This window comes from Pseudomonas sp. GW822-FHT02E03 (assembly GCF_058802325.1).
The window spans coordinates 60194-76019 of sequence record NZ_JBXAOA010000012.1 but is presented as its reverse complement, the minus strand read 5'-3'; the positions used below and the strand labels follow the sequence as shown (position 1 = coordinate 76019).

The window sequence follows — 15826 nt, the reverse complement described above, 5'->3', positions numbered from 1 at the left end:
GCGAAAGCGATTTATCATTCAACACTTGTGTTGTCTGACACTCCGCTTTCGCGAGCAAGCCCGCTCCCACATTAAATCAGCTGTGTGGCGCAGGTTTTGGTACGGCAACGTTATCCAGCATCCGGTTCACCGCCAGTTCTGCCAGCATGACGATCTGTTGAATCGCCATCGCCGTATACCGATGTGGCCCTTCCAGATACCCCGCAAAATCACTCGCCATCACACTGGCCTGGGCCAACGATTCACAGGTGTGGGCCAACAGGTCTTCGTCTTTGATATCCGGCGCAACCATGTACATCGTGCTCGGTTTGCGGGCCATGGGGGATTTGAGGGCTGAGGGGTTGAGGTAGTGATCGAGCGCGCGGTTAGCGGCTTCGTTGAGTTTTTTGGAATCGAGGGATTCGTAGGGGGAAACGTCGTCGGTTTCAGGGGGATTTGGTGTTGCTTTGAACATGGTGAAACTCCATTCGAGGACTGGAGTTCGCCAACACTGCGACCAAGCAGAAAGGTGGCGAACCGTACGCGGGTTGGTCGACCAGGGAATGGAAACCCGGCAGGGCCTAAGCCCTCCCACGCACAGCTCGCCATGAAGCAAGCATAAAAGTGCGCCATTCTAAACCTGGGCGACCAAACCCGATCACTGAATTTGCAGCGACCCCCAAAGCCTATCCCTCCGACTTCTGACACGACAACCGCTAGAACGTGTCGGAATCGTCCTTCAGAACAGCCAAATCTGTAGGATATTCGCAATTGTTTTCAGGCCAGCCGAGATCAAATGTGGGAGCGGGCTTGCTCGCGAAGGCTGTTTAACATTCAACATGGAAGTTGTCTGACACACCACTTTCGCGATCAAGCCCGCTCCCACAGGGGATTTTCTCTGTTGTCTGGTTCAATTACAGATCCAACACCAACGCTGCAAACCCTGAGCCGGAATCGCGCAAAAAATCAGCATCTGTCCGTTATCCAGTCCTGCCGCCGGCGGCTGTGGATAACTCACCTGACCGCTGATCAACCGGGTTTTGCGGATGCATTCGCCTGCGCCCAGGTCCCGGTCAGCAAACTGGTGGGTGACACGCCGTCAAAGCGCCAGCGCAAGGCCAGTGCCGCGGGCCGTCGCACCACGTGCTCCACCTCGAATGTCCACAACCGCTCGGCCCCTTGAAAGGCTTCGACTTGCGGGCCTTCGAGGATGATTTGCGTGCGACCGCTGAGGTGCAGCAAGTCACCGGAATCGAAATCGATGAACAGCAAACCGGCTCGAGGATTGATCAGCAGATTGCCCAACGTATTGAAGAACAGATTGCCGGCGAAGTCCGGGATAGTCAGGCGATTGCCCTCTACCTGGACGAAACCGGCCTGCCCACCCCGGTGAGAAACGTCCACCGAGCGTTGGCCATCGACGTCCACATAACTGGCGACAAAGAAGGTATCGGCGCCGGCAATCATGGCTTTGGCCGCGTCATCCAGCCCGTTGAGGTGCTGCGCGACACGGGTCGCCGGATCCGCCAAGGGCACCGAGCGAAATTGGCGCAATTGAATGTATTTCGGGCAATTACCGAAAGATTGCTGCACCGTCACCTCGAAGCCGCTCGTTGTCACAGCGCCAACTCGGCCATTGAGACGGTTGCGACGTCGGGTGTGCAGCTCAATACCGAGCAGACCGATCGCCGCTCCCTCTTGCAATTGCGCAGGGTCGTCGTGGCCAGGCAGGCTGCCAAACTGCAACAGCGCAGGCTCTGGAGAATGGGCAAAACCTGGCGCCCCTTCCAGAATGCTGGCCCAAGCGTTGCCGTCAGCATCCACCGCGCCGTACAGCATGAACGGCAGTTGCTGATAGAAGGTGCGGTGCTGATCCGGCATCTCGCTGCGAATCACCCTACGACCTAACTCCTCCATTCGCTCGGCGACACCCACGTGAGCCTGCAACTGTGTCTCGCCTGCGTGCCAAGGTGAACGTTCCATAACGGCTTCTCCCCTGCGCTCATCGCGCAACAAGAACAGCCCGACTGAGGCGGGCTGTGAACATCAGGCAGTTTTTTGCAAACCGGCCACGGTGCGTGGCATGCCGACAAACCCTGGCAAGACTTCAACCCGTGCCAGCCAGGCCCGAATGTTGGGGTAGTCATCCAGCGACACATTGCCTTCCGGAGCATGGGCGATGTAGCTGTACGCGGCGATGTCGGCGATGGTCGGCTCGCCACCGGCCAGATAGGCCGTTGCGCCCAGTTCCTGATCGATTACTTTGAGCCAGCTGTGGGCGTAAGCGATCACCTCTTGCGCGTTGTAAGGCGCACCAAATACGGTGATCAGCCTTGCCCTGCCCGGGCCGAAGGCAATCGGCCCGGCGGCGACCGACAACCAGCGCTGAACCTTGGCCGCACCGACCGGGTCGGTTGGCAGCCAGCGACCGTTGCCGTATTTCAGCGCAAGGTAGACCAGGATCGCGTTGGAATCAGCCAGCACCACGCCTTGATCATCAATCACCGGCACTTGCCCAAACGGGTTGAGCGCCAGAAAATCCGCTTGCTTGTGGGCGCCCTTGGCCAAATCGACGAAGATCAGCTCGGTCGGCAGTTGCAACAAAGCCAGCATCAGCTCTACACGGTGAGCGTGGCCAGAGCGGGGGAAGTTGTAGAGTTTGATCGCTTGCATGGTCGACTCCGCTGGGTGGTGGCGCCGTCCAGGAAAGATCAGCGCCGATAGGGGGCTATCTTCCATCCGCAACCAAAACAACAGAATAACCAGCAAACGCAATCCATTATTTCAGCCAGTGCAATAACCCTTCAGCCAAGCAGGGCTGGGTGTTCGCGCAGGACGTTCACCGCGAAGTCCACGAAACTACGGACCCGCACCGGGGCCTTGCGCCCACCCTGGTAGACCACGTGAATGGGCAATGGCGGCAGTTCGAAGTCAGCCAGAACAATTTCCAGCTCACCGGCCGCGACTTTGCTCGCCACTTGATACGACAGCACTCGAGTCAGTCCCAGCCCCATGGCGGCAGCCGTGATAGCCGCCTGATTGGCGGTGACCACAAGACGCGGTTCCAGACGAACGCTGATCGGCTCTCCCGCGTCAATGAACGGCCAGCTTCTGTGCTGACCGATAGACGAGGTGGCGATGATCGGGGCTGTGCTCAAATCTGCAGGATGGCGGGGCCGACCATGGTCGGTCAGGAATCCAGGGGACGCGCAGATCACCCGCCGCACTTCGCCCACGCGAATTGCATGTTGATTGCTGTCAGGCAACTCACCGATGCGCACAGCCACATCGATGCCCTCCTCGACCATGCTCACCACCCGGTCGACCAGTAGGGCGTTGATGCTGACTTCAGGAAATTGAGACAAGTAACCGACCATGACCGGCGTAACGAACAAGTCACCGAACAACACCGGCGCCGTGATCGTCAGTTGCCCACGGGGTTGGGCGTGGCTCCCGGCCGCCGAATCCTCCGCTTCCTGCACCTCGGTGAGAATTCTCCGACAATCCTCCAGATAACGCTGACCCGCCTCGCTCAAATGCACGCTGCGGGTGGTACGTGTCAGCAATTGGGTGCCAATGCGCTTCTCCAGTGCCGCCACGGCGCGGGTGACACTGGCCGCCGACATCCCCAAACGCCGCGCCGCCGCCGAGAAGCCTTGTTCCTGGGCGACGGTGGCGAAGACTTGCATTTCCTGGAAGCGGTCCATGGATTAACTCCTGAGCACTGAAAAACGCGAGGCCGACAGTTCCCGATTGGACCTGGATATCGCTGGAAGAGGATGAGCCGTGCAGTTTTACTGGCATTCTGATTATTGTGACGTATAACCCTGAACGTTCACGCTTTCAATTGCTGAGACCGTATCCAGATGCCCTCCATCTACCAACTTAAACCTGCCTTCCAGAATCTGTTGCGACCGCTGGTGCAGCGATTGTTCGATAACGGCACCACCGCCAATCAAATCACCGTGCTGGCCGGCGTCATTTCGGTCGTGACGGGCGTCGCGATTGCCTGTTTCGCCAATCACCTGTGGGTATTTCTGCTAATTCCCGTGTGGATGATCCTGCGGATGGCGCTGAACGCCATCGACGGCATGCTGGCCCGGGAATTCGGCCAGCAGTCGCGCCTCGGCGCCTACCTTAATGAACTGTGCGATATCGTTGCCGACAGCGCGCTGATCCTGCCTTTCGCCCTGATTCCCGACGTGAGTGTGTTGATTGTGCTGTTGGTCACGCTGCTGGCATTGTTCAGCGAGTACAGTGGCGTCCTCGGGCCAATGATAGGCGCATCGCGGCGTTATGACGGCCCGATGGGCAAGAGCGATCGCGCGTTTGTACTGGGCGTCTTGGCCACCGGCATTGCCATCGGCTGGATCAACGCATTGTGGATTAACGTTGTGTTTGCGGTGGTCGCCGTCCTGCTGGCTTACACCTTGGTCAACCGGGTCCGTCTGGGCCTGAAAGAAGTGCAGGAAAACGCTCCCTCGGCATAAGGCCCTCAGCGTAAGGCTCCCCAAGCATAAGGAAAGTGCAATGCGTGAAACTCAGAATAAGACCTTCACTACCCACGACGGCGTTGAACTGTTCTACCGCCATTGGCCGGCCACGGCGGATAATTCGGGCGAACCGCGCAAGGCAGTGCTGCTGTTTCATCGCGGCCATGAACACTCGGGGCGTATCGCTCACCTGGTGGATGAACTGGACCTGCCAGCGTTCGACTTCTTTGCCTGGGACGCGCGCGGCCATGGTCAGTCGCCGGGCGCTCGCGGCGACAGCCCGAGTTTCGCCACCAGCGTGCGGGACGTGCAGACCTTTTGCGATCACCTGAACGCGACCCATCAGATCGACGAAGAGAACATGGCCGTGATCGCCCAGAGCGTCGGCGCGGTGATTGCCTCGACCTGGGTCCACGACTATGCACCGCGCATCCGTTCGTTGGTGCTCGCGTCACCCGCATTCAAGGTCAAGCTCTACGTCCCTTTCGCCCGTCCGGGCCTGGCACTGATGCGCAAGTTTCGCGGCAACTTTTTCGTCAACAGCTACGTAAAAGCCAAGTTTCTCAGTCACGACCCGGAGCGCGTCGCCTCCTACGACAGCGATCCGCTGATCACCAAGGCGATTTCGGTGAATGTGCTGCTCGGCTTGTATGAAGCCGCTGACCGTGTGGTGGCCGATGCGCAGGCGATTCAAGTGCCGACCCAGCTGCTGATTTCCGGTTCGGATTTTGTGGTCCACCGCAAACCCCAGGAACAGTTTTTCGAACGTCTGGGCAGCCTGAAAAAGGAAAAACACATCCTCCCGGGCTTCTTCCACGACACGCTTGGGGAACGTGATCGCGCCGTGGCCGTCGCCAGCGCCAAACGCTTTATCCTGCAAAACTTTGAATACCCGCTGGACCGGGCCTCGCTGCTCGATGCCGACAAGATCGGCCTGACCTGCGCCGAATCCGAATCCCTCGCCGCCCCGCTGCCGCACAACTCGTTGCGTGACCTGTACTGGCGCATGACCCGCGCCAGCATGCGCTTGGGCAGCCGACTGTCAGATGGAGTGAAACTGGGCTTCGACACCGGTTTCGACTCCGGCAGCACCCTGGACTACGTGTACCGCAACCAGCCCACCGGCAAGGGCGGGCTTGGGCGGATGATTGATCAGAACTACCTGAATTCCATCGGCTGGCGCGGCATTCGCCAGCGCAAACTCAACGTCGAAGAGTTGCTGCGCCTGACCATGGCCAAGCTGCGCGAAGAAGGCCGACCGGTGCGCATCGTCGACATCGCCGCCGGTCACGGCCGCTACATTCTCGAAGCCTTGCAAGGCGTCAGCCCGCTACCGGAATCGATACTGTTGCGCGATTACAGCGACATCAATGTACGTGACGGTGGTGCGCTGATTCGCGATAAGGGCCTTGGGGACATCGCGCAGTTCGTGAAAGGCGACGCGTTCGACCGCGCCGACCTGGCGGCACTGGAGCCAAAGCCGACACTGGCGGTGGTGTCCGGGTTGTATGAACTGTTTGCCGACAATGCACTGGTCGGCGGCTCTCTGGCGGGCCTGGCCGAGGCCGTGGAGCCCGGTGGCTATCTGGTCTACACCGGTCAACCCTGGCACCCGCAGCTGGAACTGATCGCCCGCGCCCTCACCAGCCACCGTCAAGGCCAGGCGTGGGTGATGCGTCGGCGCAGCCAGGCGGAAATGGATCAACTGGTGGAAGCAGCGGGTTTTCGCAAAATCACCCAGCGAGTGGATGAATGGGGGATCTTCACCGTGTCCCTCGCGCAACGGGTGCAATGATGGGCGCTGCCCCGAGAGAGCCGGGTTTGCTGAAACCCGCCGTGCTCCGGTTGCTGGTGCTGGCACCGCTGTTTTTCGCCAGCTACGGCTTTGCCACATGGGTCACGGCCCAGCGCAGCGATGTCGCCACCTTCGTTTTCGATTGGGAAAGCGCCATGCCCTTCTGGGCCTGGACCATCGTCCCCTACTGGACGATAGATCTGCTGTACGGTTTTTCGCTGCTGCTACCCGATAGTCGCCATGAGCTCAAGCGCCACGCCTTGCGCCTGCTGAGTGCTCAAGTGATCTCTATCAGTTGTTTCCTGTTATGGCCGCTGCGCTTCACCTTCGAACGGCCTGAACTGGATGGAGTGTTCGGCTGGCTGTTCGCGGTGCTGGCCGGGTTCGACAAGCCGTTCAATCAGGCACCATCGCTGCACATCGCCCTGCTGGTGATTTTGTGGGTGATGTACCAACGGCACTCTCAAGGGCTGTGGCGCTGGCTGGTGCACGGTTGGTTCGCATTGATCGGGATTTCGGTGCTGACCACTTATCAACATCACTTTATCGACTTACCCACAGGCGCCCTCGCCGGCTGGCTGTGCGTGTGGTTGTGGCCACTGGATCGGCCCAGCCCCTTGAGTAGCCTGCGGTTGGCCAAGGACCCGAAACGCTGGCGCCTGGCCCTGCGTTATGGCGTCGGCGCGGCGATATTCGCCCTTCCAGCCTTTGGCCTGAGCGGCGGATGGCTGTGGCTGATCTGGCCCGCCGTGGCATTGCTGTTGGTGGCGCTCAACTACACGCTGCTGGACGCCGCCGGGTTTCAGAAACGCGCTGACGGCCGCCTTAGCCCGGCCGCCCGTTGGTTATTTGCGCCTTACGTGGCAGCGGCGTGGATCAACTCACGGCTTTGGACCCGCAAACATCCACAGCCCAATGAGGTTGTGGATAACGTTTGGCTCGGCAGGCTTCCCGACGCTGAGCAATTGGCGCCGTTCAAAGCTGTGGTCGATCTATGCGCTGAGCTGCCGCTCAACCCGAGAGGCCGCGCCTATCAAAGCGTTCCGATACTCGACCTGACCGCGCCCAGCGCTGAGCAATGCCTCGCCGCCGCCCAGGCCATTGAACACCTGCGCCAGCAAGGTCCATTGCTGGTCTGTTGCGCTTTGGGCTATTCACGCAGCGCCACCGCTATCGCGGCCTGGTTGCTGCACAGCGGTCGAGCGGCCACTGTCGATGCCGCCGTGGCGATGATCCAGGCCGCACGCCCGCAAGTGGTGCTCCATCCGGCTCATCGCCAAGCCCTGGAGAACGCCTATGCCGGTTGATATGGAACTGCACGTGGTCGCCAGCCTGCTGCGCCGGGGCCGCACCCTCGACCAGTTATCCACAGGGCTGACCTTGCTGGGTGTGTTGTTCGGCCTGCTGCAACTGCTGCTGATCACCCCGACGGCGCCATTCTTGATCCTCAGCGCCTGGCTGATCATCCTCGGGCTATGGCAAAAATACTGGGCGCTGCGCGTGGCCTTCGACGCTGACCTGTTTACCCTGATGGCCCGAGACGCTGACGCTTTGTCAGACCGCACTCAAGCCCTCGACCAGGCCCTGCAAAACCTCGGCCTGCAACCGGCCAACCGTGCTGGCCGGCCCTGGACCGAACGTCAGCGCGGGGGGCTTAAACTGCTGCGCAAACAGGCTGTCCTGCTGGCCGCCCAAGTGCTGCCACCCTTGGCTGTCATCCTGGCCAGCCCTTGGCTGCCCTTCGCTGGATAAGGAAATCGTTCATGTTCGAACCTGTGGTCGCCACCCTCATCACCTCCATGGCCCGAACCGTTACTGGCGCCCGCAGCCTGTGGATGGGTTGCGCGCCGGAACCCGTGCAGCGCATTTATTTTGCCAACCACAGCAGCCACGGCGACTTCGTGCTGCTTTGGGCCTCGCTGCCTTCCACCCTGCGCAAACTTACGCGACCGGTGGCCGGCAGCGACTACTGGAACAAGAGCGCCTTACGCCGTTACATCATCAGCCGGGTGTTCAACGGCGTGCTGATCGATCGCGAGCGCAAGGACCCTGTGGATAACCCGTTGCAGCCCATGCTCGACGCCCTGGAGAACGGTGATTCGTTGATCATCTTTCCTGAAGGCACGCGCAATCTGGAAGAGGGTTTGCTGCCGTTCAAAAGCGGCCTGTATCACTTGGCAAAACGTTACCCACAGGCCCAGGTGATTCCGGTGTGGATCGCCAACCTCAACCGGGTCATGCCCAAGGGCCGTGTGCTGCCACTGCCGCTGTTGTGTACCACCAGTTTCGGCGCGCCCCTGCAACTGACTGAAGGCGAGAGCAAAGAGCAGTTCCTTTCACGCAGCCGCGACGCACTGCTGGCCCTCGCCCCGGAGCATTCCTGACATGGATAGACAAACCCTGATGCTGTTCGGCGGGATCGGCATGATCCTGGTGCTGGCTTCACTGATTGGCCTGATCCTCAAACTGCGCACCCGGGGCACGCCCAATGCAGTCATCGAGAACCTCAACGCCCGCATCAACGCCTGGTGGGTGATGGTGGTGGTGATCGGCATCGCTTTTTGGCTGGGCACCGGCGCGGTGATCCTGCTGTTTTACGCGGTATCGTTCTATGCGCTACGCGAATTCCTCACCCTCATGCCCACCCGACGCAGCGACTACCCGGCGCTGGTGGCAGCGTTTTACCTGGCATTGCCACTGCAATATCTGCTGATCTATTCCGATTGGTACGGACTGTTCTCGATCTTTATTCCGGTGTACGTATTTTTGCTGCTGCCGATCCTTGCGTCTCTCGGCGGCGACAGCACGCACTTCCTCGAGCGGGCGTCGAAAGTGCAATGGGGCTTGATGATCGCGGTGTTCTGCGTGTCGTTCGTCCCCGCCCTGCTGACACTGGACATCGTCGGTTATGAAGGTCGCAACCTGCTGCTGATCGCGTACCTGGTGATCGTGGTGCAGCTGTCGGACGTGCTGCAGTACGTTTGCGGCAAGTTGTTCGGCAAACACAAAATCGCGCCCACTCTGTCGCCGTCGAAAACCGTTGAAGGCTTTGTCGGCGGCGTTCTGTTGTCCTCGCTGATTGGCGCAGCCTTGTGGTGGACCACACCATTCAGCCCGTGGCAGTCGTTCTTGATTGCGCTGCTGATCAACCTGCTGGGGTTTGCCGGCGGCATCGTGATGTCGGCGATCAAGCGTGATCGGGGCGTGAAGGATTGGGGACACATGATCGAAGGCCACGGCGGGATGCTGGATCGACTGGATTCAGTGTGTTTTGCGGCACCGATCTTCTTTCATCTTGTGCGGTATTGGTGGACTTGAAATAGCTGACCCTCAAAAAAAAAGACCGCAGCCAAAGCTGCGGTCTTTTCATTTCATGGCTTGTGGATAACTTATTCCACAGTCACCGACTTCGCCAGGTTACGCGGCTGGTCAACGTCAGTGCCTTTCAATACGGCCACATAGTACGAAAGCAGCTGCAGCGGAATGGTGTAGAGGATCGGCGACAAGATGTCATGGATGTGTGGCATATGGACGACATGAGTGCCTTCGCCATTGGTCATGCCAGCCTGTTCGTCGGCGAAGACGATCAGTTCACCGCCACGGGCGCGGACTTCCTGGAGGTTGGATTTCAACTTCTCCAGCAGTTCGTTGTTCGGCGCCACAGTGACGACGGGCATGTCGTTATCCACAAGTGCCAACGGGCCATGTTTCAGTTCGCCCGCCGGGTAGGCTTCTGCGTGGATGTAGGAGATTTCCTTGAGCTTGAGGGCCCCTTCCATCGCCACCGGGAATTGCGCGCCGCGACCGAGGAACAGTGTGTGGTTCTTCTCGGCGAACAGCTCGGCGATTTTCTCCACAGTGCTGTCCATGGCCAGGGCTTCGCCCAAACGGGTCGGCAGGCGACGCAGTTCTTCGACCAGTGTGGCTTCGACACCTTCGGCCAACGTACCGCGAACCTGACCCAGAGACAGGGTCAGCAACAGCAGGCCAACCAGTTGAGTGGTGAAGGCTTTGGTCGAGGCCACGCCGATTTCGCGACCGGCCTGAGTCAGCAGCGTCAGGTCCGATTCACGCACCAGGGAGCTGATGCCGACGTTGCAGATTGCCAGGCTGGCGAGGAAACCGAGCTCCTTGGCATTGCGCAGCGCGGCCAAGGTGTCGGCGGTTTCACCTGACTGGGAGATGCTCACGAACAGGGTGTCGGGCTGCACCACTACCTTGCGATAGCGGAATTCGCTGGCGACTTCGACCTGACATGGGATGCCAGCCAGTTCTTCGAGCCAGTAACGGGCAACCATGCCGGCGTGATAGCTGGTGCCGCAGGCGACGATCTGTACATTGCGTACCTTGGCAAACAGCTCGGCCGCTTGGGGACCGAATGCCTCGACCAGCACCTGGTTCTGGCTCAGACGACCTTCGAGGGTGCGCTGCACCACTGCCGGTTGCTCGTGAATTTCCTTGAGCATGTAATGGCGGAATTCGCCCTTGTCAGCCGCTTCGGCCCCGTCACGGTACTGAACGCTTTCACGCTCGACGAGTGCGCCGTTGATGTCCCAGATCTGCACGCTCTCGCGGCGAATTTCGGCGATATCGCCTTCTTCCAGGTACATGAAACGGTCAGTGACCTGACGTAGCGCCAATTGGTCCGAAGCCAGGAAATTCTCCCCCATACCCAGACCGATCACCAATGGGCTGCCACTGCGGGCCGCCACCAGGCGATCCGGTTGAAGGGCGCTGATCACCGCCAGACCGTAAGCACCGTGCAGTTCTTTGACGGTCGCTTTCAGGGCGACTGTCAGGTCGGGTTGCAGCTTGAGTTTTTCGTGCAGCAAATGCGCGATGACTTCAGTGTCAGTGTCCGACGTGAACACGTGGCCCAAAGCCTTGAGTTGCTCGCGCAGGGCTTCATGGTTCTCGATGATGCCGTTGTGCACCACCGCCAGATCGCCCGAAAAATGCGGGTGCGCGTTGCGTTCGCACGGCGCGCCGTGGGTCGCCCAGCGGGTGTGGGCAATGCCCAGACGGCCGACCAGAGGCTCTTCGATCAGCGCCTGTTCCAGTTCGCTGACTTTGCCCGGACGACGCGTGCGCAAGAGTTTTTCATCGTTGGTGTACACCGCCACACCGGCGCTGTCATAACCACGGTATTCCAGACGCTTGAGGCCTTCGAGCAGGATGGCGGTAACGTTACGTTCTGCGACTGCACCGACAATTCCACACATGCTAGTTCTCCTGACTGACGGCGGCGCAAATCAAATTAATGCCGCGGGCCTGAATCTGATCGCGTGCCGCAAGTGGCAGACGATCATCGGTAATGAGGGTATGGACGCTGCTCCATGGCAGCTCCAGATTGGGAATTTTTCGGCCGATCTTGTCGGCCTCGACCATCACGATCACTTCGCGGGCAACCTCGGCCATGACACGGCTCAAGCCCAGCAATTCATTGAAGGTGGTGGTCCCGCGTACCAGATCGATGCCATCGGCACCGATAAATAGCTGATCAAAGTCATATGAGCGTAGTACTTGCTCGGCCACCTGACCCTGGAAGGACTCGGAATGCGGATCCCAGGTCCCGCCGGTCATCAACAGCACCGGCTCGTGCTCGAGTTCGCTCAAAGCGTTGGCGACATACAGGGAGTTGGTCATCACCACCAGACCCGGTTGCTGACCGAGTTCCGGGATCATTGCGGCGGTGGTGCTGCCGCTGTCGATGATGATTCGCGCATGCTCGCGGATCCGCGTGACGGCGGCGCGGGCAATCGCCTGCTTGTATTTGGAAACCGGTTGGCCGAGATCGGCGACCAGTTCCTGAGGCATGGTGACCGCCCCGCCATAACGACGCAGCAACAGACCGTTGCTTTCAAGCGCGGCCAAGTCCTTGCGAATCGTAACTTCCGAAGTTTCGAAGCGCTTGGCCAACTCATCCACACTGACTTCCCCCTGCTCATTGAGCAAGGCGAGGATGTTGTGGCGGCGTTGGGGCGTGTTGCGCTTTGACATGGCTTGGTAAGTTTCGATTCGAAAGATAACGTAAGCAATCAAAACCCATTAGCGAAACTTCGTCAAGCGCGACACGATAAAAATGATCTGTGGATAAAAAGCTTCGCGGGCAAGCCTCGCTCCTACGGACGGTGATATTCCGTAGGAGCGAGGCTTGCCCGCGAAAGCGATCTCATGGCCAGCACATCATGAACTGTGGATAACTCAGCTCTTCTTGAGCTTCTCTGGCCGTTTCCAGCCATCGATGTTCTTCTGCCGAGCGCGACCCACGGCCAACTGAGCTTTATCCACATTCTGGGTAATGGTCGAACCCGCCGCCGTGGTTGCACCCGCTGAGATATCCACAGGCGCCACCAACGAATTGTTGGAACCGATGAATACATCTTCGCCCAACACGGTTTTCCACTTGTTCGCCCCATCGTAGTTGCAGGTAATGGTGCCTGCGCCGATGTTGGTGCGCGCACCGATCTCGGCGTCGCCCAGATACGTCAAGTGACCGGCCTTGGCGCCCTCGCCCATATGGGCGTTTTTCAGTTCAACGAAGTTACCCACATGCGCGCCAGCTTCCAGCACCGTACCCGGACGCAAACGAGCGAACGGGCCGGCATCGCTGCCTTCACCGAGTATTGCGCCTTCGATATGGCTGTTGGCCTTGATCACTACGCCTTTGCGCAGGGTGCTGTCCTTGATCACGCAGTTCGGGCCAATCACCACGTCGTCCTCGATGACCACTTTGCCTTCGAGGATGACGTTGATGTCGATCAGTACATCCCGACCGACGGTGACCTCACCACGTACATCGAAACGTGCCGGGTCGCGCAGGGTCACGCCCTGAGCCATCAAACGACGAGCGGCGCGCAGCTGATAGTGACGCTCAAGCTCGGCCAGTTGCTTGCGATCGTTGGCGCCCTGCACTTCCATAGCGTCATGGGGGTGTTCGGTAGCCACCACCAGACCATCACTGACCGCCATGGCGATCACGTCGGTCAGGTAGTACTCGCCTTGGGCATTATTGTTGGACAACCGGCTCATCCAGTCGCCCAAGCGTTCAAAAGGAACTGCCAGGATGCCTGTATTACCTTCAGTAATGGCGCGTTCGGCGTCGTTGGCGTCTTTCTGCTCGACGATGGCGGTAACCTTGCCGGCAGCATTGCGGACGATGCGGCCGTAACCCGTCGGGTCATCCAGCTCGACAGTCAACAGGCCCAGTTGCTGCGGTGCAGCCAGCTTGAGCAACCGTTGCAGGGTTTCGACTTCGATCAAGGGTACGTCGCCGTAAAGAATCAGCACGGTATCGGACTCGATGAACGGCACAGCCTGGGCCACCGCATGTCCGGTACCCAGCTGTTGATCCTGCAGGACGAAATTCAGGTCATCGGCCGCCAGACGCTCGCGCACCGCTTCGGCACCATGTCCGATCACCACATGGATGCGTTGTGGATCTAGTTGCCGGGCCGTGTGGATAACATGGCCAAGCATTGAGTTACCGGCAACAGGATGCAGGACTTTAGGCAAGGCCGAACGCATGCGCGTGCCTTGGCCGGCAGCGAGGATAACGATTTCAAGAGACATGACAGACTACTAATCCTGGGGGTCAGCGGCTGCGACCGGTGATGAAAGTCGGAAAAGAAAAAAGGGTAGCCGAGGCTACCCTTTTTAATCAATCGCGCAATAAGTCGATGGCCTATTAGTGGCCGAACTTCTTGCGGATCTGCTGGACGGTGCGCAGCTGAGCTGCAGCCTCGGCCAGACGTGCGGCAGCAGCTCCGTAATCGAACTCTGCGCCTTTGTCATGCAGGGCCTTCTCGGCAGCCTGAACTGCTTCCCGAGCGGAGGCTTCATCCAGGTCGGCAGCACGTTGCACGGTGTCGGCAAGAACCTTGACCATGTTCGGCTGAACCTCGAGGAAACCGCCGGAGATGTAATACACCTCCTCTTCCCCGCCCTGCTTGATCAGGCGGATCGGACCCGGCTTGAGATTGGTGATCAGCGGCGCGTGACCCAGGGCGATACCAAGATCACCCAGTGCACCGTGCGCAACCACCATCTCGACCAGGCCGGAAAAGATTTCCCCTTCCGCGCTGACGATATCGCAATGGACTGTCATAGCCATCTGATTGCCTCAACCTAAATTAGCGCCCGTTGCCGGGCGCCGGGATTACAGTTTCTTGGCTTTCTCGATCGCTTCTTCGATGCCGCCGACCATGTAGAACGCTTGTTCTGGCAGGTGGTCGTAGTCACCGTTGAGGATGCCTTTGAAGCCAGCAATGGTGTCTTTCAGGGAAACGTATTTACCCGATGCACCGGTGAAGACTTCAGCCACGAAGAACGGCTGCGACAAGAAACGCTGGATCTTACGAGCACGGTTTACCAACTGCTTGTCGGCTTCCGACAGCTCGTCCATACCCAGGATCGCAATGATGTCCTTCAGTTCTTTGTAACGCTGCAGAACATACTGTACGCCGCGAGCGGTGTCGTAGTGGTCCTGGCCGATTACGTTCGGGTCCAGCTGGCGCGAAGTCGAGTCGAGTGGATCGACCGCCGGGTAGATACCCAGGGATGCGATGTCACGGGACAGAACGACGGTGGCGTCCAAGTGGGCGAAGGTGGTCGCTGGCGACGGGTCAGTCAAGTCATCCGCCGGTACGTATACCGCCTGGATCGAGGTGATCGAACCGTTTTTGGTCGAAGTGATACGCTCTTGCAGAGTACCCATCTCTTCGGCCAGGGTCGGCTGGTAACCTACTGCGGAAGGCATACGGCCCAGCAGTGCGGATACTTCAGTACCGGCCAGGGTGTAACGATAGATGTTGTCGACGAACAGCAGAACGTCGTTACCTTCGTCACGGAACTTCTCGGCCATGGTCAGGCCGGTCAATGCTACGCGCAGACGGTTACCCGGCGGCTCGTTCATCTGACCGTAAACCAGTGCCACTTTGTCCAGAACGTTGGAATCCTTCATCTCGTGGTAGAAGTCGTTACCCTCACGAGTACGCTCACCCACACCGGCGAACACGGAATAACCGCTGTGCTCGATGGCGATGTTACGGATCAGTTCCATCATGTTTACGGTTTTGCCTACACCGGCACCACCGAACAGACCGACTTTACCACCCTTGGCGAACGGGCAAACCAGGTCGATAACCTTGATGCCGGTTTCCAGCAGGTCGTTGCCGCCCGCTTGTTCAGCGAAGGTTGGCGCAGGACGGTGAATGCCCCAGCGCTCTTCGGTGTCGATCGGGCCAGCTTCGTCGATCGGGTTACCCAGAACGTCCATGATCCGGCCCAGGGTCGCTTTACCGACTGGTACGGAGATAGCTGTGCCAGAGTCAGTGACTTCCAGACCGCGCTTCAAGCCCTCGGTGGAACCCATCGCAATGGTACGAACCACGCCGTCGCCCAGCTGTTGCTGAACTTCCAGGGTGGTTTCGGCCGCGCTCACTACTTTCAGCGCGTTGTAGATGCTCGGTACGCTGTCGCGTGGAAATTCCACGTCGATAACGGCGCCGATGATTTGAACGATACGTCCGCTACTCATAGCTGGATCCTCTGAATATTT

The 15826-nt window shown here is 59.3% G+C and carries 14 protein-coding genes and 1 pseudogene; 6 read left to right on the top strand and 9 right to left on the bottom strand.

The window, feature by feature from the left end:
• Positions 1-76: 76 nt before the first annotated feature.
• The 4 genes and pseudogenes from AC1RQB_RS11805 to AC1RQB_RS11790 form a co-directional block, all read right to left on the bottom strand.
• Positions 77-454 carry a DUF6124 family protein gene (locus tag AC1RQB_RS11805; protein ID WP_008073624.1) on the bottom strand — a complete coding sequence of 126 codons (378 nt, stop codon included), beginning with the start codon at positions 452-454 and terminating at the stop codon, positions 77-79.
• A 572-nt stretch (positions 455-1026) separates the two neighbouring features.
• A pseudogene (locus tag AC1RQB_RS11800) lies at positions 1027-1962 on the bottom strand (pyridoxamine 5'-phosphate oxidase family protein); the annotation flags it as partial.
• Between the two features lie 63 nt (positions 1963-2025).
• Positions 2026-2652 (bottom strand): glutathione S-transferase family protein, encoded by a 627-nt coding sequence (locus AC1RQB_RS11795; protein ID WP_063342035.1) that lies wholly within the window; start codon positions 2650-2652, stop codon positions 2026-2028.
• 131 nt (positions 2653-2783) lie between these two features.
• On the bottom strand, positions 2784-3686 hold the full coding sequence (locus AC1RQB_RS11790; RefSeq protein WP_063342034.1) for a LysR family transcriptional regulator: 903 nt from the start codon (positions 3684-3686) through the stop codon (positions 2784-2786).
• 159 nt (positions 3687-3845) lie between these two features.
• Between AC1RQB_RS11790 and AC1RQB_RS11785 the strand changes: the two genes are divergently transcribed.
• Genes AC1RQB_RS11785 through AC1RQB_RS11760 form a run of 6 tightly spaced genes read left to right on the top strand, consistent with a single transcriptional unit; the run spans position 3846 to position 9585 of the window.
• Positions 3846-4469 carry a CDP-alcohol phosphatidyltransferase family protein gene (locus AC1RQB_RS11785; RefSeq protein WP_007896586.1) on the top strand — a complete coding sequence of 208 codons (624 nt, stop codon included), beginning with the start codon at positions 3846-3848 and terminating at the stop codon, positions 4467-4469.
• 40 nt (positions 4470-4509) lie between these two features.
• Positions 4510-6267 (top strand): bifunctional alpha/beta hydrolase/class I SAM-dependent methyltransferase, encoded by a 1758-nt coding sequence (locus AC1RQB_RS11780; RefSeq protein WP_008073629.1) that lies wholly within the window; start codon positions 4510-4512, stop codon positions 6265-6267.
• Positions 6264-7574, top strand: coding sequence for a phosphatase PAP2/dual specificity phosphatase family protein (locus AC1RQB_RS11775; RefSeq protein ID WP_063342033.1), 1311 nt, complete (start codon positions 6264-6266; stop codon positions 7572-7574). The genes AC1RQB_RS11780 and AC1RQB_RS11775 overlap by 4 nt, the downstream gene beginning before the upstream one ends.
• Positions 7564-8019, top strand: coding sequence for a hypothetical protein (locus AC1RQB_RS11770; protein WP_063342032.1), 456 nt, complete (start codon positions 7564-7566; stop codon positions 8017-8019). The genes AC1RQB_RS11775 and AC1RQB_RS11770 overlap by 11 nt, the downstream gene beginning before the upstream one ends.
• 11 nt (positions 8020-8030) lie before the next feature.
• A complete protein-coding gene (locus AC1RQB_RS11765) occupies positions 8031-8651 on the top strand; it encodes a lysophospholipid acyltransferase family protein (RefSeq protein WP_007896593.1) in 621 nt (206 codons plus the stop codon).
• A 1-nt stretch (position 8652) separates the two neighbouring features.
• On the top strand, positions 8653-9585 hold the full coding sequence (locus AC1RQB_RS11760; protein ID WP_008007875.1) for a phosphatidate cytidylyltransferase: 933 nt from the start codon (positions 8653-8655) through the stop codon (positions 9583-9585).
• 71 nt (positions 9586-9656) lie between these two features.
• On the opposite strand, the gene glmS is transcribed toward AC1RQB_RS11760, so the two are convergent.
• The 5 genes from glmS to atpD form a co-directional block, all read right to left on the bottom strand.
• Positions 9657-11489, bottom strand: a complete 1833-nt coding sequence (gene glmS / locus AC1RQB_RS11755) for a glutamine--fructose-6-phosphate transaminase (isomerizing) (RefSeq protein WP_063342031.1) — start codon at positions 11487-11489, stop codon at positions 9657-9659.
• A gap of 1 nt (position 11490) precedes the next feature.
• Complete coding sequence (locus AC1RQB_RS11750) at positions 11491-12267, bottom strand: DeoR/GlpR family DNA-binding transcription regulator (RefSeq protein WP_007903040.1); 777 nt, start codon at positions 12265-12267, stop codon at positions 11491-11493.
• Positions 12268-12471: 204 nt separating this feature from the next.
• Entirely contained in the window at positions 12472-13839 is a 1368-nt protein-coding gene (gene glmU, locus AC1RQB_RS11745) for a bifunctional UDP-N-acetylglucosamine diphosphorylase/glucosamine-1-phosphate N-acetyltransferase GlmU (protein WP_063342030.1), read from the bottom strand.
• Positions 13840-13954: 115 nt separating this feature from the next.
• The gene (locus AC1RQB_RS11740) at positions 13955-14380 is read right to left on the bottom strand and encodes a F0F1 ATP synthase subunit epsilon (protein WP_007903037.1); all 426 of its coding nucleotides are present in this window, start codon (positions 14378-14380) and stop codon (positions 13955-13957) included.
• Positions 14381-14425: 45 nt separating this feature from the next.
• Complete coding sequence (atpD, locus tag AC1RQB_RS11735) at positions 14426-15805, bottom strand: F0F1 ATP synthase subunit beta (protein ID WP_007903035.1); 1380 nt, start codon at positions 15803-15805, stop codon at positions 14426-14428.
• Positions 15806-15826 lie beyond the last annotated feature (21 nt).